The sequence below is a fragment of the Clostridioides sp. GD02404 genome, from assembly GCF_045898275.1.
Taxonomy (GTDB): domain Bacteria; phylum Bacillota; class Clostridia; order Peptostreptococcales; family Peptostreptococcaceae; genus Clostridioides; species Clostridioides difficile_A.
Window position 1 is genome coordinate 21,114 of record NZ_JBJOCA010000024.1, and the last position, 20,311, is coordinate 41,424.

Consider the following 20,311-nt stretch of genomic DNA (forward strand, 5'->3'; position numbering starts at 1 on the left):
CACCTCCTTTATCCTAAATAACCAGTACCATATATTTTTTTCATCACATCAACCTTAATAGCATCCCATTTCCAATAGAACTCATCTGCTTTGGCGGTTGCTTGAAGTTCTGTATCTATATCAACATTAAATTCTGATATGATGCCCTGCGACATCAACTCTTCAAAGTATTTCTTTAATGCACATATAACAGTTGTCTGTCCTGTCGCATCATTAAATATTTTCCCTACAAACTCTTTTCTTTTCAATGAAGTATCTTTATTTATAGTGTTAATAAACATAATATTAGAGATATATCCCATAGCTTCATTTTTATCATCTACATACTTTTTAAATGTGTTTACATCATCAACTATAATCACGTCTCCATCATCAAAATCTAAGACCAGTGTACCACTTTTCAAACACTCTTTAACTTCTGATTGGCTTAGTCTTGGTTCTACTTCTTCAAATATAGTCTTAGCATTACATATACTTCCTGTTATACCTTTACTTACTGCCAATGCTCCTATATAAACAGCTACTTCACTAGGTGTATATTTTATTCCCTCATAATAAGCTGAGCTTCCAGTGTTAATTATATTTTCATCATTAAAACCTTTTGATTTATCATTAATTTGTTTTATATTATCCTCTGTTTTTCCACCTAGAAATAACAGTATGTCTTTTCCTAATTCTTTATTTTTAGCTACCCAAGCTTTTGTAGTTTCCTGCAAAGCTTCCTCAGCTACACCATCAAGTGTAAAGCCATCAAAGCTATATCTTTCAAATTCTTCCAATGCTTTTAAATAAGACTCATTTGTTATAGATGTGCAACCATCATTTCCACCCTCAAGTGCTACATTCACTAAGTTTGCTAATGTTGTATCACTATCAGCTACTTTAGTTGCAATTACATACTCATTATCTAAATTTGAGTTTATTTCTAGTACTATTTCATCTATAGTGCCTTTAACACTTGAACTAAATAATTGCTTAGTTCCTTCAAAGAATATAAAGTCCTTTTTATCTGCATCTACTAGATTAGATTTTATTGTTACATTAAAGTTTCTAGCTGTTGGATACTTAGTTTCTAGCTTAATTACATCTTTTGCAGTATTTTCTGTAGTATCTTTAAGTATTAATGTACCATTTTTTTGGTTTCCATCTACGAGCCTATACAACAATAGTTCTTTTACATTCCCTAATAAAGCTAGTTTTCCTAGTTTGAAAGCTGAATAACTCATATCATCACCAAATAGAGTTTTAAGCTGTTTTAAGTCATTTTTTACTGTTATTACCTTCCCTACATCTCCCCAATTAGCCTTAATAGGCATTGCTAATCTACCCTTTAAGCCTGTATTTGTAGATTTTTCTGCTTGTGTTTTAAAGCGATTATAAAAGCCAGGTATTTCTTTTTTCTCTTTTTCATTCCATGTACCAGTTGCCATTTTACTTCACCTCTCTTTCTAAGAAATCTTTTATAAGCTTATCGAACTCTACTTTTGTAAGTTCATCTTTCTTACAATTAAATAAAGCACCTGCAACTACTTCTTTCTTGTAGCCAAGTGCTTCACTATTTTTTAAGAAATCTTCTTTTGAATATTTTTCTTCCTGCTTACTTACATTAGTCTTTTTATTAATTGTTTCAGCCAACCCTTGCACCTCCTATCTTAAGTTTCCATTACTATAAATCTTATTCATAATAGGTCCTTCTCTTTTTATCTTACCTATCATTTTAAATATGACTGTTAATTGCCCTGTGGTAAACATGTCTGATTCTCTATCTTCAACTACACTTACAAGAGTTAAGTACATATTCTTATCTTCTCTAAGTCTTACTCTCTTATCTATTATTAGCTTAGTCTCTAATTCTTCAAGAAGCTTAACTATTTCATCTTTATTTTTACTTACAACATGGCACTTCATAGTTTTAGTAATCTCAATCAGATGATAGTTAATCCTTTTGTTTTCAATATTTGTAGTTCGCCATAATGCACATGGGGCTATAAAATTTTTCTTCCAATTATCCTTGTAACTCTCGATTTCCAATAAATCTTTTGTGTACTTAGATAAAGCTTCAACCCATCTATCACTAGTTATATCCTCTTTATCTTCTAAAGCTATTACACTAAACCTTATACCTCTTGCTATAGCGTCCCATTCCTCAACGACAATATCATTTTCACTTGTACCTTTATAAATGCAAGTAAAAGCTTCGTTTTCAGATTCATCAACTATAGTATTCATATCTAAGATTTCAATAACTTGTTTAGTTAATTTATCTAACTTCTTAAATGTAGTTCTACCTTCATAAATCCATACTTCTATGCTTCTTTCAAAACCTATTGTTTCTCCATTGTCATTGTCTTGCCCTTGCACAACTACCATATAAGGTTTTTTAGTATCCTTGTTTGGTACATTAGGTTCATAACAACCTTTTAATTCTTTTATATTATCTATTAAAGCTTTTCTTATTCCTGCTCTCATTTATTTACACCAACGATTGAACATTTCACTAATTAATTTCTTTTCTGTAGACTTATCAATATCTTTTTTTACTATAAAGTCGCCATTTAATTTTATTTCATCACAAACAAGTTCCACTTTTACTGTTGGTATACTGCAACCTTTAAAGTCTAAATGTACAGAAGTAGCCTTATTAGAAAAGTCTACGCCATCAATAATAAGCTTTCCTATTCTTTTTTCTTCACAATAATCAAGAGTAACATTTGTTAGTTTCATATCATCTAAAGTATCTTTCAATTTTAATCACTCCAATATCTAAAAATTATATTACCTATTTTCCCTATATTTTTATCGATAGTTGGTTTTATAATAGGCATTGCTTTTGTACCAGGATGTTGAACTGATTTTACAGGATGTGAAGCTCCATTCCAAAATAAAGCTTTTGCACTTCTTGGTCTTATAACATGAGGTGCTGAACCTTCTTCTAAAACAGTTCCATAGTCAACTCCATGACCTAGACGGACAATGTATTGATTTCCTCCACCTAGACTAGTTCCTGTTATACCTTGTCTTGCATTCCCTGTCCTATCAGTCCATTTTGCACTACTCTTAGCTTCTCCTTCTAACATAAAAGCTATATTCATACACAAAAGTGGCATTGTAGACTTCTTCCTATCAATTTCATTTATAGCCTTAGTAAACACACTCATAATAAATCACCTCTAATCTAGCTTTTCAAGACCACATATATAACCACAAACCTGTTCCTCAACTACAATAGGATTTACATAGTTTAGTTTCATAGTGCCTTCAATACATTTAAAAGTTATATCACTTTCAGTATTTAATCTTAAACTAGCTTCTCTATCTGCAACCATACCAAAATTTTTATTTTTATAAGCTGTACCAATAGTTTCACTATTTATTACTGTATCATTAGTTTTTTCGGGATATATAACTACTGTTAGTTCTTTTATTTCATTTGTAATCTCAATAGCTCCATCCACTATTTGTTTAATTTCCTGCTCTATAGTTATTGTTTGAGGATTTAAAGCTATCCCTCGATTAATAGTTTTTATTATCTTATCAGCTCTTAATTTTCTCATTGGCCATCAGCTCTTATCATAGATGTCTTATATCCTGTAATAGTTGTTTCATTCTTTGATTTTTCTTCTAAATAGTCAGTTTTATATATATCTGCTAGAGTTAACCAATATGAACTGTTGCTAGACTTAGTTTCGATAGGACCTATTTTTATTTCATCATCTGTAGCACCTTTTAATAAACAACCTCTCCATGAAGCTTTTAGGATATTATTATCATTAGATTCAAGAAGTAACTGTAATTGTTCATCTGTAAAATAAGGATACTCTTCTTCTTGCAAATTGAGTTTTAATTTATCTAAATTGTTAATAGCCATGTCTACTCACCATCTTTGTTGAGAATCTCATTATTATTCTTTTCCTCAGCTTCTCCTATTACTTCTATATATCCTTTTTCTTCCATAGATTCTTGGTCTGCTTTTCTAATCTCAAATACATCACCTATTTTATAGCATTCATTATCATACTTTAGATATACCAAAGCTTTTACTTGCATTAAATTATCTTTCTTTTTAGCCATAATATCCTCCTTTTTTAAGATGCTACTGTAGCAAAGAAGCAATCATCTGCTCTTTCAAAACTTGGTATTCCTACCATAGAAACTTTTGTATCTATTGCAACAGGGTCTTCCTTAACCATAGTTGTAATTGCTATGCCAGTTTTTACAACTTGTGTATCTAACTTACCACTACCATATTGACTGTCAAATTCTTCAGGAGTAGTTCCAAATATGGTTTTTCCTAATGTACCTTTTGGAATCAAAGACACAAGATTGTCTTCATAATAATTCATTGAAATTTCTTCTTCATTCAAGAAAGTTCCATTTAGAATTGCTACTTCTAAATCTAACTTTTTCTTTAAAAATGAAATATAATCTTCATCAGTAATTATAATATCTCCAAAGTTTCTAGTTTTCAAATCTTTTGTTATAGCTTCATTTTGAGTTATATATATAAAGGTCTTTTCAGTTAATAACATTCTTGTTGGTTTTTCTAAGCCTTCATCTACAAATACTTTTTGCCATCTTTTTATGTCTCCCACTATATCAGCTTTAGGGTCGCTCCACATTGCACTTCCTGTTAAAGCTTCTTTATGGTTAGCTGGTATATCATAATCAACAACAACATCTCCATCTTTTGTAATCAACTCTATTTCACCTTTTTGCATCAATTGAGCTCTCATTCTTGTCATTTGAACTCCTGCTCCATCAACTAGATTTGCATAATTTTCAAAAACTGTTTTTGTCAGAAATTCTACTAGATTTTGATTGTTAGCATCTTGATATATAGTTAATTGTCTTCTGTCATTTTCATCAATTCCAACAGCTTCTTTAAAGAATGGCATTTCTTTTTTCTTTATAGATACATCTGCTTTTAATGCTCTTACTTTTGCTGCTGAATTAAATGTACTCATTCTTAATGCAACTGGATTTTTCTTACTACCTTTTGCTATTTCTATCTCTGTAGATAATTGCTTTGTTACTGGAAATAGAGCTTCATCAATAGTTACTCTTGGTGGTAAGTTTTTAATATATAAAGCTATTTCCTTTGAATTTATAAAGTTTTTTAATTCCATTAGTCTTTTCATCCTCCCATTATATAAATAATATTCTTCCTGCTACTGCTTTTTCAGCTTCGACAGTTATTTCTTCATTTGTGTATTCTTTTAATCTAGTTTTATTAAGAAAGCCGTGTACTAACACTGGTAATATTTCTGTTCCTTTTGAATCATTAAAGTCAACCTCATTAAATACTACTCCATAAGTTGTTGCATCATTTACAGGTATTCCACTACTATTTACTAAAGTACCTGCTGGTAATACACCATCAACTAACTTACTTTGTACATCTGTCTTTTTTACCTTAAAATTTAAATTTATATAATGCTCTCCTGCTATATCTCTAATGTCTTTTTTGCCTACAGAAATTGTTTTGGAGCTTTGTCTCATTTTTTTATTCCTCCTTTATAATTTATTTAAAAAAGCTATCTAGTGATTCTGTAGCTTTACTTGCTTCTGCTTTTTCAGCTGCTAATCTCTCGCCTAGACTCTTTTTCTCGCTTCCTTCTTCACTTGATGTAGTAGAACCTAAGTTATCAAGTTGTTTACCATCTATTTTTATCTTTATATCTTCTTTATCTTTAAATAAATAACTATCACTTTCTTGATAAGCTTTTATTTGTTCATCTAAGCCAATAAAATTACCATCAATTAATTTAACATTTTCTTTGTTTATTAGAGCTGCTAAAGCTTTTGGATTTTTAGGATTATAACTTTCAATAGCTCTTTCAAAAGCTGTATTAAATTTTAAAACCTCAATTTCTTTTTCTGCATTTTCTTTAATTTCTTTATTTGCATTTTTAAGACTTTCAATTTCGTCTGATAATTCTTTATTATCTTTAACTTTGCCTTGTAAATCATTTAGTTGCTTATCTCTATCCCCTATTTGCTTTTTATACTCTTTAATCTCTTTATTAGCATTCTCTAGTTCTGTCTTTTCAACGTACTTAGAGTTTTTAATATTATCTAAAAGAAGCTTATTTTCTTTATCTTTAGATAACTTTTCATATATTTTCTGACCTTCCTCATCTCCAAATATCTTTTTAAAATATTCTAACATTCAATTTCCTCCTTAAAATTAGGCATAATAAAAGCACTCATTAATTTTTAATTAATAAGTGCTCACTTTATTTTTGTATCAATTCTTTTAACTTTTCTTTGTACTCAGCATAACTATTGTATTCATCATAGTTAAATCCAGGTGCATTTTTACCATACTTCTCTTTATATAATCGTCTTAACTCTAACAATTTTTTATCTTTTCTCATTTCTTCAAGCAATCTAAATCCCTCCTAACAATTCATTAAATATTTTATCTAAACTATTTAAATACTCTTTAATAAAACTATTTATTTCTTTATTGTTTTGATACTTTAGTGTAAATAAATTAGCAAATATTTCTTTCTCTTTATTTCTGTTTTTACTCCAATACTTTTCACTATGAGTTGCTAATAAATCTTCAAATTCATTATTAGATAATGCTCCTAGTATATCACTAATAAATTCATTATTATACAACTCATTAGAATTAGTATATATACTTTGCAAGTTCTCAATATTCTTCATAACATATATAGAGCTATTTTCAATAGCTTTTTGGAACTTAATATTATTATAGCTCTTAATTTCTTTTATATCAATTCTATGTGCAAACTCATGAAGCAAGGCAGCTTCTTTATTATATGATTTAAATTCTTCAATCTTAGGATTAATACCAATTAAATCAATCTTAGTATAATATATAAAAGGTATTTTTTGACTATTATCAATTAGTATTTTGCTTGGTTGAACATACTTGTTAATATATTTTTGAACTTGTTTAGGTGCTTTCTTTGACTTATTCTTAATTGAATTAGTAATGTTCTTTTTAGTTCTATCATCTTTACTATTTGTAGTTATTTTATTCTTTTTATTTCTTTGTTTTTTAATGATTGGAACACTATTATTTTGATGTGTTATTCCATCATACCAACTATCAAGAGTATCATTATCTCCACCAGTTGCCCAATCATTCATCATTTTAGAAGCTTCACTAATTGGTACAATCACTTGAACTGGATAACAAAGACAATTTGGATGTGGAATAGGATACTTTTCGGGTGGGAAAACTCCCTCACCTAGACCAAAACGATTTTGCTCTGTATACTCGTCACATTCATCCTCACCCCTCCATTTTACTTGTCTAATATAATGTTGAGAACTTAGGTTCCATTGCAGACCAACGCAAAATGGATTATTTATTGCATTTTGAACACTTGTTTCCACAAAAGCATGTGTTATAGAGGTTCTAGCAAGTCTTTGAGCTTGATAAGATATACTTTTATTCATTCCAACTTCTAATGTTTTAGCCTCTGTTTTTCTGACTGGATTAACATAATTATCTAAACTCTTTGCTAAGGTCTTTGCATTAGCACCTCTAGCAACATTAGCTTTTATTAATCTATCAATATCTTTTCTATTTTTATTACTATAACCCCAAATTCTACTATCTAACGACTTTTTATCTTTATAAAAGTTACCTGTAACTAGTTTTTCCACTACACTAGTAGTTGCCTTTATACACATAGCATCACATGCAAGATTTATAGATTTATTTGGAACTATTGATTGATAGTAATACACTTGTAATTCTTTAGATATATTAGAAGCTTCTATTACACTTTTTTCTGTAATAGGTACTACTCTTTGATTTAACTCATTAATGTACTTCTCGATTGATTTATTTAGCTTTTTTAAGTATTTAGTACTTAGATTTAGCTCTTTATTCTTAGCAATGTCATTTAAAATAATTTTGCTAGCATCTTTGTAGACATTTAATATCTCTATTTGTATTTTTTTATCTAATAATAAAAGTTTTTTTCTAGCTTCAAGAACTTTTTTTGTATAAGAGTTGTCTTTCATATTAATACCTTGTTATTCTTCAGTATTCTTATTAGAATTTTTATTATTAGATTCATTATTTAATTCTTCATCAATATTATCAATCTCTATATCTGCGTCTTTTCTGAACTGGTCTTGCTCTACTGATTGTATTTTTTCAATATCTTCTAATATTTCATTAAAAGATGTTTCATAATCATCATCACTGCCAAAGTCTTTTATGTAACTTCTATGACTTCTAACACTATTGTTAACTTCCTCCATTGCTAAACGCTTGTTGTCTTCCTCGTCTTCGGGTATTGGGAATTTCTTTTCTAAAACTATTAAATAGTCTAGTTTAGTCCAAATTTTATCATAGTTATCATAACAATTAAGTTTGTCACATGCTTCGATTATTAAATCAATTAATAGTTTAATCCCTGGCTCCCAGTCGTTCCATTTCTCATAGCATCTAGCTATTAAATCATAATAGATATACTTCAAAGCTTTTGCGCTAGGGATATTAAGAAGCTGTTCGGGTTTTGGAATACTCAGCTTATCTGACATACTATCTTCAAGTCTCTTTAAAAACATATTGATTGGCTCAGCACTAGAGAACGAACTTTCAACCCTTTTTGCTTGTGCCTGTTTGCCATTTTCACTTGCATCATTGCTTTTTAATGGCATCAGTGCATTAGGAGCTATTTTTGTTTTATTTACAGTTTCCTCAGTAGCATCTATAATAGCTGTTTGACCAAACATTTGAAATCTTAGAGCATCTGAGAAATCAGAAACCCTTCTATTAAGTTGATTTTGAAGCTCTTTTAACTGTGTTATGTCACTTTGACCTCTTGTATTTATTAGGTCGCTTTCATTTAAAAATAATATACATGGTATTTTTGTAAATATTGTATCATATGTTTGAACACTTATAGGATTACTTAAATCTTTTTCTTTGAACTGCTCTATTTTAAACTTACATACCTCATTTTCTAAGTAATAAGTATATCTATTGTATAAATTATCATCATCTATTTTACTTATAAATCTAACAACTACAACTTTGGTCAAGTTACCTTTTATATCAACTTCATAGTTAAAATCACTTGAATCGTGATAATATAAACTAATTGGTTCACTTTTGTTAGCTTCAATTCTTAATAATACTCTTTTAGTCACTGTTGCAATCCTAAAAGCTTTTAGTGTTTCACTCCAAAATTTATTATCATCTAGTATATCATCAATGAAAATTCTTAAATTCTCACAAGCTTCTTTATCTTTTTTATCTCTAGCTTTAAACAGCAAATTAGGTTCTTTTCCTAAGAAAAATCTTGCTTGTTTTTTAATTAGTGGCTCAATTTTATTGTCTATTAATTGCGTTGGAATATAGTCCAAATCATCATTTACAACCCAACTTTGACCTAATAAAGTTTTATCCAGTTTATCCTTATCTTCTTCACTAACTGCACCTTTATAAAAAAAATAATCTTCTTTTATCTTTCTCATTTCTTTCTTTTGTTCAGATGTTAAACCAAGCAAAGTATTTTTTACACTATCCACTAGAATATGACTCCTCCTTTCTTATTATATTGATTTTGTATATTATTTTTCTTCAGTCCTAATCCTTTGTTATAAATATCATTACTATATTTTAGCTCTTTAATGTCTGATACCTCATAACCATCAAGTGCATACCATATAGCACTAAATGTGTGAGGGTCTATATTAAATTCATCATATATTAGGTTGCTATTTTTATCTGTAGCATATGTTAGGTTCTTTAATTCTTTTATTGTATGTTTACACTCACTTGAACAATAAATCTTTTTAAATCTCTTAACCTTCTTAGTATTTTGTAGTCTACTTCCAGCATATTTCTTAGCCCCAAATATATTAAAACCTTGTTGTCTAAAATATTTTATAGTTTTAGGTTCAGCGGCATCAGCTTTTATTAATTCTTGAGTATCTTTAAATTCTTTAATATCTTTAACAGTCACATCATCTGTAGTTTGATTCTTATAGTACTCCCAGTAAACATATAAATATTTATTTTCATGGTCTATAGCTAATCTTAAAAGTGCATTGTATGATTTTTCAAATCCAAAATCGAATCCAACTTTATAATACCTTTGTGGTATATTAGATATTTTATTTATAACTTCTTGATGTTCCATAACTTCAAATTGTGGTAATACTTTAGTTCCATTTATACCAAATCTTCCTTTTCTTGCTATTCTGTATAAGTCATAGTCATATTCTTTCATTTCATCAAGCTGTTCAATATAGCTTTTTGGCAGAAAAAAATTATCATCTGCAACTGAATGATGATAATATGTATTATTTTTTATTACTATTCTATTTTTATATAACACAGTATCATCTAATACAAACCTGTCTTTTTCTTCATCTCTAAAGAAATGTTTATAGGTCCAGTTATCTTCGCCAATTGGATTAGTTGAACAAATTATATGATTAGATAGACTAGGATGTCTCAAACGTCCTAAGAGTTCTTTAAAGCCAGTGTATTTGACTTCTGAACATTCTTCCAACCATATTATAGATACACCATTTATTGATTTTAATTTGGCTGGATTATCCATGCCTTTAAAAATTATCTTACTCCCATTTGGAAATATAACTCTCATAGGACTTGTTTTAAATGATAATATATCTCCTAAACCCATACTTTCTGCAACTTCTTCTAATAGAGAAAAACAACTATCTCTCATTGTGTCATATACTTCTCTTACTACTAAAGCTTTTCTTTTTTCTTCAAGAAGCTTAATAATTAATTTAGTTGCTACATGGTAACTCTTTGAACTCCCATATCCCCCAACAAGAAAATAAAATTTGTAATCCCAATTGAATATAAAATCATAAAAGTGGTCATTTGATATAAATTTACTTTCCATTTTCTCCACTCGCTTTCATAACTCTTACAGTTATCTCTTTATCTGTATCATCTTTATTCAGGTTATCAACCTCACATTTTAACTTTTCAACTCTATTTTTCTGCTCCTCTGTAGCCAAATTCCAATCCTTATGAATCATTTCATCATACTGTTTAATTAAACTCCTTAACTCACTCATAGCCCTACTCTGTGCATTAAGAAAAGATGCTTGCCTATCCCATGCAAATTGAAATTCATATTCTATCTTCTCGCCATTTTCTGTACTTTCATGTTTCTTAAGTTCCTTAATCATTTCTTCTTTATCTTTAACATACATTATCTTTTGTGCTCTTATTATTGCTGCATATTGAATGGTTATCTGTTCCCAAAGAATATCAAATTTATCTTTATTCTTTATCTCATTAATTAGGTCTTGAGTTTCTTCGGGTAAGTATTTTGAGAAGAAACCAAACTTTTCAGCGTTCTTATTTCCAGGTGGACCAGTAGCATTTTTATTACCTATGGGTGCACCTCTCTTTTTGGTTGCAACTTTTTTTGGTTGGTTGCAACCTTTTTGTTTCCAGTATCTAGATGCCCATGATTTTACAGTCGATAAACTTACATTATATTTTTCAGCTATTTCCTTGTACTTAAGCCCTTTTAAGTAATCTTCATGGGCTAAATCTACCTTTTCATTCATACCACCACCTCGTTTGTTTGTCGTTTTGGGAATAAAAAAAGAACTCTAATTATTGAGCTCTTTATCAAAAAAAGTTGCTTTTAAAGTAATAGCAGCTTCTTTCATCTTATTGAACCTAATTTTGAAATTATTTAAAAAAATATCTTTTCCACTTATTTGTGTAATGGTAACTATGGTTAAAAAACTATTATTAAATATACTGTAGACTTTTCCCATAATACCATCAATATATAGATATCCATAAAGATTCATCATCACAAATATAATAACATAGATTAGTGTCACTATATTTGTAAATAAGTGATATGAGTATTTCCCTTTCTCTATACTATCATCAAAAATCTTATTAATTATTTTTCCTCCAAAATAACCAATTGGCAAATATAATATTAGTTCAAAGGTTGTAATCCCATATATAATGCCATAAGCATATTTATCAAAACTATGAAAGTAATTTGGTGAAATTTCTAAAATCGCTGAAAATATTGGAATAGCTATCATAGAATAAAACATAAAAGTCATAAAGGTAATGTATATTTCCCAAAATTCATACATAATCATACAACTCAATGTTAAAACAAGGAAAAATGGGAAAAATACTTTCATTCTATCATTCAATAAACACAATATTATTAAAAGTATAATCAAGATTATCTGTATACATTTATTTGTTAAATTTAAATTTATAGCGATTAAGCTAAGACCAAAAAAGAACATGCCTGAGAGAAATAAAAATTTGTTATTCTCATTCAATAGAAAAATCTTTTTATCAAATAATATATGTGAAAAAATAACTAGAGAAAAACCAAGTAATAAAATAATTATATGCTGTTTCTTACTCATGTCACGAATCCAACTCTGCTTTTTACCAAAACTAATTATTTTATTATAAATATCTATAAATATTTTTTTCGCTTTATTTTCTCTCATCTTCATCCCCTCCAAAGTATAAAATTCAACTTCAAAGGTCAATATCCTTCAAAAACCATTTGACAGTTACAAAATAATTCTAAATAATACTTTTGCCTCATTCCTATACATCATACACAAATATATTTCATTTTTAATTCATTGTATAAAAAAAGACCATCTATTAAGATGACCTTTTAATTTAATCTATTTTTTATCTTTACACCAATTCCTGTCAGTCTCACCCTTTATATAAGTTCTAACTATTTCACCACAATCTAAGCATAAGTCAGAATATGTTTTAGATACCTTAGTAGAAAACCTTGTATTGTATTCTAAACCAGTTCTATATATAACGAATCCTGATTCACTAACTGTAGAAACACCTTTCTCTATATTTTCGCTACCGCAATTAGGACATTTCATAGTTATCCCCCTTATGTTGTATTTTATTACACACTAATTTATTCTTTGATTTTTCTTTTAAATACAGCAATACCTTCAATCCAATTTATCTGAAATAAATCCCAGCCATCTTTTCCTAGATTATTAAATTCCTCTTCTAAAATAGGTATCCGTACATCATTTATAGTTTTACCTTTATTAAAAAGTGGTGTAGCTGGTAACTGAAAAAATTTATACTCATACATACCCATACCTCCTAGTAATTATTTTCTTTTATATTACCATAATATAAAAAAGACAACCTTTTGACTTAATCTATTTTTTATCTTTACACCACTTCTTATTGGTATCATCTTTTATGTAAGTTCTCACTATTTCACCACAGTCTAAACATAGGTCTGAATAGATAGTGGATTGTACAGGCAGAGTCTTATTTATAACTTTATCTAACTTTCCATCTCCTATATACTTCAACCCAATAGTTTCAGCATATATACCTCCTGTTGTTAAAATACCTTGTTCTATATTTTCACTATCACAATTAGGACATTTCATATTTATACCCCCTAGTAATTACTTTCTTTTATATTATCATAATATACAAAAAAGAAGCACCTCAAATTGATTTCAAGAATCATAAATGAGATACTCCATTTTAAATATAATCTACTAGAATTATTAGTTGAGTATGTTAGATGTAACTCATATGAATGTGGTATGAATTACATCTAACATGTGGTGATATTGTTCAGGGATTTTTTATTTCTCACCTGAAATAACTATAACATGTTAATGTTAATCTTATGTTTACCATACAAAAATACCCTATATAAACATAATCTTTTAATTTATTTTTTTATGTTCTTTATTCTTTTTATCTGCCAATCCTCATCAGTATTTTCCATTATGTATGTTCTAACTATTTCACCACAATCTAAACATAAATCTGAATATACGGTTGCTACTCCTAGTAAACTATATCTTAGTCCAATATTACCAGTATTTCCTTTTCCTCCCCATTTAATATTTTTTTGAATTTTCTCACTACCACAGTTAGGACATTTCATGTTTATACCTCCTAGAATTATCATATATTTTATGTACAAGTATATATATTTGAATTAATTTAATGTCTACACAATCTTTTATTTACTTATATATTACCAAAAGTTTGTGTACTGAATATGAACTTTATTAGAATAATTTTAGAATTTAAAAAGGCTAAGTAGGGGTAACTTAGCCTTTTTTAGGGAATGTATATTGTTGGTAGCAAGTTCTAGGAATCGAACCTAGATTAAACACCACTACTTGCATGGTGAGTGAGGTTACCAAGCCCCACTCTTTTTAGACCTCTGAATTAAGATACAAAATTGTATGAGATTTTAATCTCAATTCAAATACTTAATATAGTGTATCAATAGATTTTGAACATAGTTAGAATTGAACTAACAACATCCTCATGCCCTGCCTAGTCTGTTCATAGTAATAAAAAAAGACCATATACTGGTCTTAATTAAATTCATATTTTTTCTTGTACTCTTTAATAGCATCATTCCATGCCTCTTGCTCTGTTATTTTCTTTTCTATAGCAATTCTTTTTGCTATATCTCTTATCTTTGTTGCACCTTCTAATATTCCCATTTCATATTTCCCCCTATTCCATATAATTTAAGCGAGGTCATAAGTCCTCGCTCTATTTAAAATATAAGTTAAACATCTTTTTTAAGTTGTAAATCAGGAAATGGTATAACTTTAGCAGAAGTTAGAGTATTTTTAGGTAAATTTAATAGATATTCTACTTCTTCTGGCTCCATACTAAAGTTATAGGAAAATGAAAGTTCATCCATAAATTCTTTAGGAGTAAAAACTTTTTCATTTATCAACATCAAAACTGCTGTTTTTAACAATGCTGGTAGAGAAGTTAATAATTCATCATCTAGTGGCTCTGATTTTCTTAGTCCTCTACGTTGTAAAGTACGAATCATAGACTGATATTCATCCATACTGATAATTCCTAAAGAATATGAACGACGAATCATTGCTTGTATAGAAACTTTCCATTTACGTTTCAGTTCTGTATAATTTGGAATACGTAAAGGAGTTCTCTTAGCATCAATTTTAAAAGTCTCTTCTGGTAATAAGAATGTAGATGCAAATCTATTAGCTTCTGATTCTCTGTCTTTAAATTCTTGTTTTTCTAAAGCTTCTACATCCTCGCTCCACTCATGCAAGCATATATGCCCTAATTCATGAGCTATATCAAAATGTATTCTAGAGGCAGAAGTCTTATTACTAGAATATCCAATCAGATAAACAGTTTCTCCCGAAATATCTACCATTTGGCTAAATGCATCTATATCATCTGTAGAAGTCGAAAAACTTGTTACAAGTATTCCATGCTGTTCTACTTCATATATGATATTATCAATAGGTTTTAACCCTAATCCCCAAGCTTCTCTTAAAAGTAAAGCAGCTTCTTCTGGTGTTTTCCCAGAACAATCTGGTAAATTTAATATTGGGAATTCAATATAATCTTGTAAGAAGAAATATATTTCTGCTAGAAATTCCATTTTTTGAATTTGCTCTGCTCTATATTTTTTATTTGTAGTCAATAATGCCCTGAAATATGTTGAACCTATTGCAATATTATTTCCTGTTTCTAAAAAGAACTTAACTGGAAAATCTAATTCTTTTGCTATTCGTTTCACTACATTATTATCATTTGGTTTCGATTTATTATTCTCATACATCGAAACAGTCTGTCTTTGACAGTCAATTCTCTCAGCTAATTCAGCTACTGTCATTCCTCTGTATATACGAGCTTTCTTTAAACGCTCTCCATTAAAATTAATTTCCATAATTATTTCCTCCATCTATTCACTAAAAAGTGACTACTTGGCATCTTCCTCCTTTTTCGCCTTTTTTAAAGGATGTGTTTTCTTTCTTGCATCTGCTTTTGCAGTTAACTTCAATCCAAGAGTAGGATTATTTGCAACAGGATTAGTCTTATCAACTTTTTCTACAACTGTACTTTCTTCTATAGATATATAAGAACTCAAATTTTGTTCTGATACAATATTTAAATTTGTGTCAACCATCACAGCACGAATAGATGTCAATTCATATTCAGCTGTTTGATTAAATAACAATAATACATGGTGTTCAATGATAGCACCATCTTTATTTATACTATCAATTAATTTCTGTAAATATATTTCAATTTTATCTTCATTATCAAATTCTAATGAAAAAAATGATAGTTGTTCAATAGGAGCTTTTAAATCTCCATTAAATGCTTTAGTTAAAATATCTACATAATGCATTTTTTCTCTTTTATTAATATTGTTATGAAGTTCTTTATATCTTTGCTCCCTCATTAATACATAAAGATACTTGCTATTTTTATCATATATAAAAATCATTCTCCAACGTCCACGTTTAGATTTATATGCTTTAAAAGCAAAACTATTAAATGCATTATCAATTGCATCATTTAAAAAATCCCAAAACTGATAAGGTAAGCCATTTTCAGTTATAAGTTTTTGTTTTCCCATATATTCTCTAATTTCTTCTCTTGCCTTATTAAAACATTGAACAATGATAGAACTTATTTCATTAGGAACTTCTAATTCTATTTTATTTGACACTCAGGCATACACCTCCTGCATATTTTTATATATTTATTGTAGGCTTTTTGTGCTAAAGTGTCAATATTAAAAGTCAAATATGTGCAGTTTTTATATTTAAAAGGTCATTTAAAATTTTTTAATTGTTTATATAATATCCTTAATTATAAAAATTATTCACTTTGGCTAGAGCAAAAACAACCCCTTAATTCTAGCCAAATATTAAGTTTTGAGAGGGAAATCTTCATTTCCACAATACTATTATCTCATGCTTTTTTAATCAAAAAGGGGAGAAAGTAGGGAATAAAGTGGGAATTTTTGGGGAAAAACTGGGGAATTTTCTAATTTTTAAATAATGGTAGCTCATTTTCCTTAATTCTTGGATAAAGCATATCCATAACTTTATATACTAACCTTTCCCTTACACATCTACACGTTTTCCTATCTGAGTTCATTTCTAAAGATATATAAACCATGCTATTTTTCATTCTGCTATCATAAAACAGTTTAAAAAAATGTTCTTCTCTTATATCTAAACATGTAAGTGCATTTTCTATCTTCCTCTTTTCTATTTCTTTATCTTTTTTTAATTTCTTTAATCTAGCAATATCTCTTTCTTTTTTAATAACTTCATCTTCCACACTTGAATTAAAAGCATATGTCGGACTTACTTTCTCACCATAACCAATAGCTTTGCACCCAAATATTTCATTTTCTCTACTTTCTATATCCAATTCAAGATTTTTAATCTCTGCATTTAAAAATTTATAATGATGTAATCTACCTTCTACTTTTTTAAATAGTTCTTTTTTATTGATATTATTATCCATACTTTCACACTCCTGTTTATGTTATAATAATCTTGGATAAAAGCTTTATATTTTTGACAAGTGGAGTGTGAAAGCACTCCTTTTTTCTTTTTAAATACTATTTATTATTCAATCCTATTTTCTTGAAAAAACTTTCAACTTTGCTCTCATCTTTTTCCGCTTCTTTAATCTGCTGTTCATTTTCCGCTTTTTTAATAAGGAGTATTTCTCTAGTACACTTACATACATTCATAGTTTCTTTATGTATTTCTTCATCCATTATTCTCATATAACTGTCAATACCACTTTTCCCAATACCCTCGTCAGCTAATTCATATATTGTTTTTTCCATGCTATCTTTTAATTCTTTAACATTTTTACTATGTTCAATAAGTTTTTTAATATATTCTTCCATACTAATACCTCTCTTTAGCAATTATTTATTCAAGATTTTCTACAATCTTGTATCATTTACTTCTTATTCTTTTTTGCGTCTCTTTTTTTCTTATTCAATTCCTTATACTCTATCCAACCATCTACACCATATTTCTTACTCCTAGAAACCCATGTCAATTTTTCAGGAAAGTTATAATCAAATATCTTTCTTTTTATCTCTCCTTGCTGAGTTCCAAACCCTTTTACATCTATATATTCAACTTCTCCATTCCATTTGTATATTGCAAAATCAACAGTATAAGTAATAGCTCTTTCAGAAACTCCAAACTTTTTAAATTTTGGTTGCAACTCAAATTTCTGTTGTAGCCCAAAATCTTTAATTTCTCCTTTTGCTTTCTTATCTTTAAGATATAAATAGTATTCTGCTTCATCTTTACTATCAAATTTAATTCCATCTATTATAGTTTTCTTATTATTGTATTTGCTCAATTGTTTTCTCCTCTATTTTATTCCTAACTCAACATAACCATTTCCAAGCTTAACAAAATACTCAACCTCTTTGTTTACTTCAATTCCTGTAAATTTTTTATCTTTAAATGACTGTAATATAACTGTATCTCCTGCTTTAAAATCTACTGTATGCTCTACTTCAATTTGTTTTTTATTCTTAATTACATCTTTAAAAGTGCTAGAAGATATTTGCAATTCATGTATCATAAGCTCACATCCCTTAATTTACTCATTTACTCTCATATTCACTTTTCCATTTTTAAAAAGTTTTATTTGATATTTTTTTCCACAATGAGGACAAGTAACTATCATTTTTTTAAACTTAACTAATGTGTAGAAATTCCTACCACATCCACCAAAACATTTACCTCCATTGAATATTTCAAATTCTCCATAGTCTCTATCCAACTCATTTGCTTCATCTCTATGTTCATTAACTATATATTTATATATCAAAGTATTCATTAAAAACACCTGCCTAATCTATTTCGATTTCGACTATAGCTCTGCTTAAAAGCTTCACATTATAATTTTCTTTTATATTTTCCTCATCTTTTTTAAAAGCTCTTGCTTCTTCTAAATCAATAAATATAGAGCTGTATATGTTCCCTTTTTCCCATTCTCTAGTTGTCTGCCAAGTCACTTTGAACTCTGTAATAACTATATTGACCACTCCTTTTTATAAGTCAAAGTAAGTCTATAACATTCTAGTTTCATTCACAAACTTACCTTGACTTTATTTTTATAAATATCTTTCTACTTCCTTCTCTAACCAATTCTCATATGCTATATCACAATCTTTACTTTCACAATCTATCTTAGTGTTTTTGCAACTACCACAAATCTCTTTACTAAATCGCTGATAACTTTCTTTCTCTGTGATATTCTTTGACTCACACATTTCTTTATTAGTCATAAAATCACTCCTTGCACTCTCTAAATGATTCAACTACCATTTCAGTCTCTCCACTAGTATCTTCTGTAAAATCTATTTGTTTACCATTATAATCATTTACATAAGCTGCTATATCATATATTCTTTGACAATCTTGCTCTATATGATTACAAATATCATTTATACTAGTATCACTTGGAATTTCAATTATAACTTCATGTCTCAAAATCACTTTTTCTTCAAATTCAATTTTATATTTTTTCATTTTAAATCCTCCTTTATTTCGTTTTTGAGAGTCGCAAAACACTTCAACAATAATTTATATTAAGATACATTTTGCAACTCTCTAAACTGTTTTTGTTAGATATTTCTTCTATTCAAATATAAGTTCTTCGCTATCAAGCCACTTTTTAATACCATCCTCACAATCATATTCAATATTATTAATCTTGCAGTCATAAATACAACATTCACACACCTGTTTATTATGTAAAAAATCTATCAATCTATTAATAAATAGTGACTCCTTTTCTTGTAATTTCTCTTTAATAATTTTATTTTCTTCTCTTAATTTACTAATTTCATTAAAGACATCTAAAAGCAACTTTGAGTCTGTCTCATTATCTTCATTTGAAATTCTGTATTCATAAATCCTACCAACCATAAAACTAGTTACTATTAATGTAATACTAGTTAAAATATTCATTTTTCAACATCTCCTCATATTCTTCTCTAGCCTTATCTATAGCAATAAATATATCCTCTCCATTGTCATACAACTCTTTTGCTCTTTTAATCGTGTATTCAGTTCTTGAAACTTCCATTATTCCTCCTCAATGTATTCAACTTTCCACCCACTTCTGCTTGGGGTCTTTCTTTTCAATATGTGACTTACTGCTGGTTGTTTTAATCCTAAAAAACAAGCAGCACTATCAATAGATTCAACTTCTTTTACTTCTCCTGTTTTAACATTTCTCATTCTTACAGGCTTATTATTATGAGGTCTTTTACACCTACTTTTTACACCAAATTCAGATAACATACTATCAATTCTTGGCATCACTTTTTTACCTTTTCTTTCAATTCCAACTAAGCAACAATATAATGCTAAGTAATTTCTACATGTAGGGTCATCATCTATGATATTTGTTCCTAAAGAACCACTAAAATATTTTTCGACCTTAAACATTTCAGCAACCTCC

Annotated in this window: 35 protein-coding genes; all 35 read right to left on the minus strand. The window is 28.5% G+C overall.

What is annotated here, in order from left to right:
* Positions 1-8 precede the first annotated feature (8 nt).
* Positions 9-1,430 (minus strand): phage tail sheath subtilisin-like domain-containing protein, encoded by a 1,422-nt coding sequence (locus Q3287_RS14110; RefSeq protein WP_407964270.1) that lies wholly within the window; start codon positions 1,428-1,430, stop codon positions 9-11.
* A 1-nt stretch (position 1,431) separates the two neighbouring features.
* The gene (locus Q3287_RS14115) at positions 1,432-1,635 is read right to left on the minus strand and encodes a hypothetical protein (protein ID WP_407964271.1); all 204 of its coding nucleotides are present in this window, start codon (positions 1,633-1,635) and stop codon (positions 1,432-1,434) included.
* Positions 1,636-1,647: 12 nt separating this feature from the next.
* A complete protein-coding gene (locus Q3287_RS14120; RefSeq protein ID WP_407964272.1) occupies positions 1,648-2,469 on the minus strand; it encodes a hypothetical protein in 822 nt (273 codons plus the stop codon).
* Positions 2,470-2,745, minus strand: coding sequence for a hypothetical protein (locus Q3287_RS14125; protein WP_227483862.1), 276 nt, complete (start codon positions 2,743-2,745; stop codon positions 2,470-2,472).
* Positions 2,746-2,747: 2 nt separating this feature from the next.
* The gene (locus Q3287_RS14130; protein WP_407964273.1) at positions 2,748-3,158 is read right to left on the minus strand and encodes a hypothetical protein; all 411 of its coding nucleotides are present in this window, start codon (positions 3,156-3,158) and stop codon (positions 2,748-2,750) included.
* 12 nt (positions 3,159-3,170) lie between these two features.
* The gene (locus Q3287_RS14135; protein WP_223195768.1) at positions 3,171-3,554 is read right to left on the minus strand and encodes a hypothetical protein; all 384 of its coding nucleotides are present in this window, start codon (positions 3,552-3,554) and stop codon (positions 3,171-3,173) included.
* Complete coding sequence (locus tag Q3287_RS14140; protein ID WP_407812353.1) at positions 3,551-3,868, minus strand: hypothetical protein; 318 nt, start codon at positions 3,866-3,868, stop codon at positions 3,551-3,553. Before Q3287_RS14140 ends, Q3287_RS14135 begins: the two co-directional genes overlap by 4 nt.
* A gap of 2 nt (positions 3,869-3,870) precedes the next feature.
* A complete protein-coding gene (locus Q3287_RS14145) occupies positions 3,871-4,071 on the minus strand; it encodes a hypothetical protein (RefSeq protein WP_054270867.1) in 201 nt (66 codons plus the stop codon).
* Positions 4,072-4,085: 14 nt separating this feature from the next.
* A complete protein-coding gene (locus Q3287_RS14150; protein ID WP_223195771.1) occupies positions 4,086-5,138 on the minus strand; it encodes a major capsid protein in 1,053 nt (350 codons plus the stop codon).
* A 7-nt stretch (positions 5,139-5,145) separates the two neighbouring features.
* Positions 5,146-5,499, minus strand: coding sequence for a hypothetical protein (locus Q3287_RS14155; RefSeq protein ID WP_223195772.1), 354 nt, complete (start codon positions 5,497-5,499; stop codon positions 5,146-5,148).
* Positions 5,500-5,521: 22 nt separating this feature from the next.
* On the minus strand, positions 5,522-6,169 hold the full coding sequence (locus Q3287_RS14160; protein WP_407964274.1) for a phage scaffolding protein: 648 nt from the start codon (positions 6,167-6,169) through the stop codon (positions 5,522-5,524).
* 67 nt (positions 6,170-6,236) lie between these two features.
* Entirely contained in the window at positions 6,237-6,389 is a 153-nt protein-coding gene (locus Q3287_RS14165) for a hypothetical protein (RefSeq protein ID WP_021370617.1), read from the minus strand.
* 1 nt (position 6,390) lies between these two features.
* Positions 6,391-8,010, minus strand: a complete 1,620-nt coding sequence (locus Q3287_RS14170) for a hypothetical protein (protein ID WP_407964275.1) — start codon at positions 8,008-8,010, stop codon at positions 6,391-6,393.
* 12 nt (positions 8,011-8,022) lie between these two features.
* A complete protein-coding gene (locus tag Q3287_RS14175; RefSeq protein WP_407964276.1) occupies positions 8,023-9,528 on the minus strand; it encodes a phage portal protein in 1,506 nt (501 codons plus the stop codon).
* Positions 9,528-10,880, minus strand: coding sequence for a PBSX family phage terminase large subunit (locus tag Q3287_RS14180; RefSeq protein ID WP_407964277.1), 1,353 nt, complete (start codon positions 10,878-10,880; stop codon positions 9,528-9,530). The genes Q3287_RS14175 and Q3287_RS14180 overlap by 1 nt, the downstream gene beginning before the upstream one ends.
* Positions 10,870-11,559: a phage terminase small subunit gene (terS, locus tag Q3287_RS14185; protein WP_407964278.1), complete on the minus strand. Its 690-nt coding sequence runs from the start codon at positions 11,557-11,559 to the stop codon at positions 10,870-10,872. The genes Q3287_RS14180 and terS overlap by 11 nt, the downstream gene beginning before the upstream one ends.
* A gap of 45 nt (positions 11,560-11,604) precedes the next feature.
* Positions 11,605-12,489 (minus strand): hypothetical protein, encoded by an 885-nt coding sequence (locus Q3287_RS14190; RefSeq protein ID WP_407964279.1) that lies wholly within the window; start codon positions 12,487-12,489, stop codon positions 11,605-11,607.
* 186 nt (positions 12,490-12,675) lie between these two features.
* On the minus strand, positions 12,676-12,894 hold the full coding sequence (locus tag Q3287_RS14195; RefSeq protein WP_107587853.1) for a hypothetical protein: 219 nt from the start codon (positions 12,892-12,894) through the stop codon (positions 12,676-12,678).
* A gap of 38 nt (positions 12,895-12,932) precedes the next feature.
* A complete protein-coding gene (locus Q3287_RS14200; RefSeq protein WP_021384869.1) occupies positions 12,933-13,118 on the minus strand; it encodes a DUF4177 domain-containing protein in 186 nt (61 codons plus the stop codon).
* Between the two features lie 70 nt (positions 13,119-13,188).
* Positions 13,189-13,428 (minus strand): hypothetical protein, encoded by a 240-nt coding sequence (locus tag Q3287_RS14205; protein WP_107587851.1) that lies wholly within the window; start codon positions 13,426-13,428, stop codon positions 13,189-13,191.
* 293 nt (positions 13,429-13,721) lie between these two features.
* Positions 13,722-13,940, minus strand: a complete 219-nt coding sequence (locus tag Q3287_RS14210; RefSeq protein ID WP_107578201.1) for a hypothetical protein — start codon at positions 13,938-13,940, stop codon at positions 13,722-13,724.
* Positions 13,941-14,382: 442 nt separating this feature from the next.
* Positions 14,383-14,514 carry a hypothetical protein gene (locus Q3287_RS14215; protein ID WP_407964280.1) on the minus strand — a complete coding sequence of 44 codons (132 nt, stop codon included), beginning with the start codon at positions 14,512-14,514 and terminating at the stop codon, positions 14,383-14,385.
* A gap of 68 nt (positions 14,515-14,582) precedes the next feature.
* Positions 14,583-15,731, minus strand: coding sequence for a helix-turn-helix domain-containing protein (locus Q3287_RS14220; RefSeq protein WP_407964281.1), 1,149 nt, complete (start codon positions 15,729-15,731; stop codon positions 14,583-14,585).
* A gap of 33 nt (positions 15,732-15,764) precedes the next feature.
* Complete coding sequence (locus tag Q3287_RS14225) at positions 15,765-16,520, minus strand: DUF5986 family protein (protein ID WP_407964282.1); 756 nt, start codon at positions 16,518-16,520, stop codon at positions 15,765-15,767.
* Positions 16,521-16,840: 320 nt separating this feature from the next.
* Complete coding sequence (locus tag Q3287_RS14230) at positions 16,841-17,329, minus strand: hypothetical protein (protein WP_407964283.1); 489 nt, start codon at positions 17,327-17,329, stop codon at positions 16,841-16,843.
* Positions 17,330-17,426: 97 nt separating this feature from the next.
* A complete protein-coding gene (locus Q3287_RS14235) occupies positions 17,427-17,723 on the minus strand; it encodes a hypothetical protein (RefSeq protein ID WP_407964284.1) in 297 nt (98 codons plus the stop codon).
* Positions 17,724-17,779: 56 nt separating this feature from the next.
* Positions 17,780-18,193 (minus strand): DUF1064 domain-containing protein, encoded by a 414-nt coding sequence (locus tag Q3287_RS14240; RefSeq protein ID WP_054270882.1) that lies wholly within the window; start codon positions 18,191-18,193, stop codon positions 17,780-17,782.
* Between the two features lie 12 nt (positions 18,194-18,205).
* Positions 18,206-18,421: a DUF3850 domain-containing protein gene (locus Q3287_RS14245; RefSeq protein WP_407964285.1), complete on the minus strand. Its 216-nt coding sequence runs from the start codon at positions 18,419-18,421 to the stop codon at positions 18,206-18,208.
* Between the two features lie 18 nt (positions 18,422-18,439).
* Positions 18,440-18,679, minus strand: a complete 240-nt coding sequence (locus Q3287_RS14250; protein ID WP_407964286.1) for a hypothetical protein — start codon at positions 18,677-18,679, stop codon at positions 18,440-18,442.
* A 13-nt stretch (positions 18,680-18,692) separates the two neighbouring features.
* On the minus strand, positions 18,693-18,887 hold the full coding sequence (locus tag Q3287_RS14255) for a hypothetical protein (protein ID WP_407964287.1): 195 nt from the start codon (positions 18,885-18,887) through the stop codon (positions 18,693-18,695).
* 69 nt (positions 18,888-18,956) lie between these two features.
* Positions 18,957-19,130, minus strand: a complete 174-nt coding sequence (locus tag Q3287_RS14260) for a hypothetical protein (RefSeq protein ID WP_219674176.1) — start codon at positions 19,128-19,130, stop codon at positions 18,957-18,959.
* 4 nt (positions 19,131-19,134) lie between these two features.
* Positions 19,135-19,374 (minus strand): hypothetical protein, encoded by a 240-nt coding sequence (locus Q3287_RS14265; protein WP_107578205.1) that lies wholly within the window; start codon positions 19,372-19,374, stop codon positions 19,135-19,137.
* Between the two features lie 108 nt (positions 19,375-19,482).
* The gene (locus Q3287_RS14270; RefSeq protein WP_407964288.1) at positions 19,483-19,815 is read right to left on the minus strand and encodes a hypothetical protein; all 333 of its coding nucleotides are present in this window, start codon (positions 19,813-19,815) and stop codon (positions 19,483-19,485) included.
* Positions 19,799-19,933 (minus strand): hypothetical protein, encoded by a 135-nt coding sequence (locus Q3287_RS14275; RefSeq protein WP_407964289.1) that lies wholly within the window; start codon positions 19,931-19,933, stop codon positions 19,799-19,801. Before Q3287_RS14275 ends, Q3287_RS14270 begins: the two co-directional genes overlap by 17 nt.
* Positions 19,933-20,298 carry a hypothetical protein gene (locus Q3287_RS14280; protein ID WP_070441117.1) on the minus strand — a complete coding sequence of 122 codons (366 nt, stop codon included), beginning with the start codon at positions 20,296-20,298 and terminating at the stop codon, positions 19,933-19,935. The genes Q3287_RS14275 and Q3287_RS14280 overlap by 1 nt, the downstream gene beginning before the upstream one ends.
* Positions 20,299-20,311 lie beyond the last annotated feature (13 nt).

Excerpts from the sequence above, each read along its gene's own strand:
- Q3287_RS14110 (WP_407964270.1), bottom strand. The coding sequence starts at position 1,430 with ATGGCAACTGGTACATGGAATGAAAAAGAGAAAAAAGAAATACCTGGC.
- Q3287_RS14120 (WP_407964272.1), bottom strand. The coding sequence starts at position 2,469 with ATGAGAGCAGGAATAAGAAAAGCTTTAATAGATAATATAAAAGAATTA.
- Q3287_RS14130 (WP_407964273.1), bottom strand. The coding sequence starts at position 3,158 with ATGAGTGTGTTTACTAAGGCTATAAATGAAATTGATAGGAAGAAGTCT.
- Q3287_RS14135 (WP_223195768.1), bottom strand. The coding sequence starts at position 3,554 with ATGAGAAAATTAAGAGCTGATAAGATAATAAAAACTATTAATCGAGGG.
- Q3287_RS14140 (WP_407812353.1), bottom strand. The coding sequence starts at position 3,868 with ATGGCTATTAACAATTTAGATAAATTAAAACTCAATTTGCAAGAAGAA.
- Q3287_RS14145 (WP_054270867.1), bottom strand. The coding sequence starts at position 4,071 with ATGGCTAAAAAGAAAGATAATTTAATGCAAGTAAAAGCTTTGGTATAT.
- Q3287_RS14150 (WP_223195771.1), bottom strand. The coding sequence starts at position 5,138 with ATGAAAAGACTAATGGAATTAAAAAACTTTATAAATTCAAAGGAAATA.
- Q3287_RS14155 (WP_223195772.1), bottom strand. The coding sequence starts at position 5,499 with ATGAGACAAAGCTCCAAAACAATTTCTGTAGGCAAAAAAGACATTAGA.
- Q3287_RS14160 (WP_407964274.1), bottom strand. The coding sequence starts at position 6,169 with ATGTTAGAATATTTTAAAAAGATATTTGGAGATGAGGAAGGTCAGAAA.
- Q3287_RS14170 (WP_407964275.1), bottom strand. The coding sequence starts at position 8,010 with ATGAAAGACAACTCTTATACAAAAAAAGTTCTTGAAGCTAGAAAAAAA.
- Q3287_RS14180 (WP_407964277.1), bottom strand. The coding sequence starts at position 10,880 with ATGGAAAGTAAATTTATATCAAATGACCACTTTTATGATTTTATATTC.
- terS (WP_407964278.1), bottom strand. The coding sequence starts at position 11,559 with ATGAATGAAAAGGTAGATTTAGCCCATGAAGATTACTTAAAAGGGCTT.
- Q3287_RS14190 (WP_407964279.1), bottom strand. The coding sequence starts at position 12,489 with ATGAGAGAAAATAAAGCGAAAAAAATATTTATAGATATTTATAATAAA.
- Q3287_RS14195 (WP_107587853.1), bottom strand. The coding sequence starts at position 12,894 with ATGAAATGTCCTAATTGCGGTAGCGAAAATATAGAGAAAGGTGTTTCT.
- Q3287_RS14200 (WP_021384869.1), bottom strand. The coding sequence starts at position 13,118 with ATGTATGAGTATAAATTTTTTCAGTTACCAGCTACACCACTTTTTAAT.
- Q3287_RS14205 (WP_107587851.1), bottom strand. The coding sequence starts at position 13,428 with ATGAAATGTCCTAATTGTGATAGTGAAAATATAGAACAAGGTATTTTA.
- Q3287_RS14210 (WP_107578201.1), bottom strand. The coding sequence starts at position 13,940 with ATGAAATGTCCTAACTGTGGTAGTGAGAAAATTCAAAAAAATATTAAA.
- Q3287_RS14215 (WP_407964280.1), bottom strand. The coding sequence starts at position 14,514 with ATGGGAATATTAGAAGGTGCAACAAAGATAAGAGATATAGCAAAAAGA.
- Q3287_RS14220 (WP_407964281.1), bottom strand. The coding sequence starts at position 15,731 with ATGGAAATTAATTTTAATGGAGAGCGTTTAAAGAAAGCTCGTATATAC.
- Q3287_RS14230 (WP_407964283.1), bottom strand. The coding sequence starts at position 17,329 with ATGGATAATAATATCAATAAAAAAGAACTATTTAAAAAAGTAGAAGGT.
- Q3287_RS14235 (WP_407964284.1), bottom strand. The coding sequence starts at position 17,723 with ATGGAAGAATATATTAAAAAACTTATTGAACATAGTAAAAATGTTAAA.
- Q3287_RS14245 (WP_407964285.1), bottom strand. The coding sequence starts at position 18,421 with ATGATACATGAATTGCAAATATCTTCTAGCACTTTTAAAGATGTAATT.
- Q3287_RS14250 (WP_407964286.1), bottom strand. The coding sequence starts at position 18,679 with ATGAATACTTTGATATATAAATATATAGTTAATGAACATAGAGATGAA.
- Q3287_RS14260 (WP_219674176.1), bottom strand. The coding sequence starts at position 19,130 with ATGACTAATAAAGAAATGTGTGAGTCAAAGAATATCACAGAGAAAGAA.
- Q3287_RS14265 (WP_107578205.1), bottom strand. The coding sequence starts at position 19,374 with ATGAAAAAATATAAAATTGAATTTGAAGAAAAAGTGATTTTGAGACAT.
- Q3287_RS14270 (WP_407964288.1), bottom strand. The coding sequence starts at position 19,815 with ATGAATATTTTAACTAGTATTACATTAATAGTAACTAGTTTTATGGTT.
- Q3287_RS14275 (WP_407964289.1), bottom strand. The coding sequence starts at position 19,933 with ATGGAAGTTTCAAGAACTGAATACACGATTAAAAGAGCAAAAGAGTTG.
- Q3287_RS14280 (WP_070441117.1), bottom strand. The coding sequence starts at position 20,298 with ATGTTTAAGGTCGAAAAATATTTTAGTGGTTCTTTAGGAACAAATATC.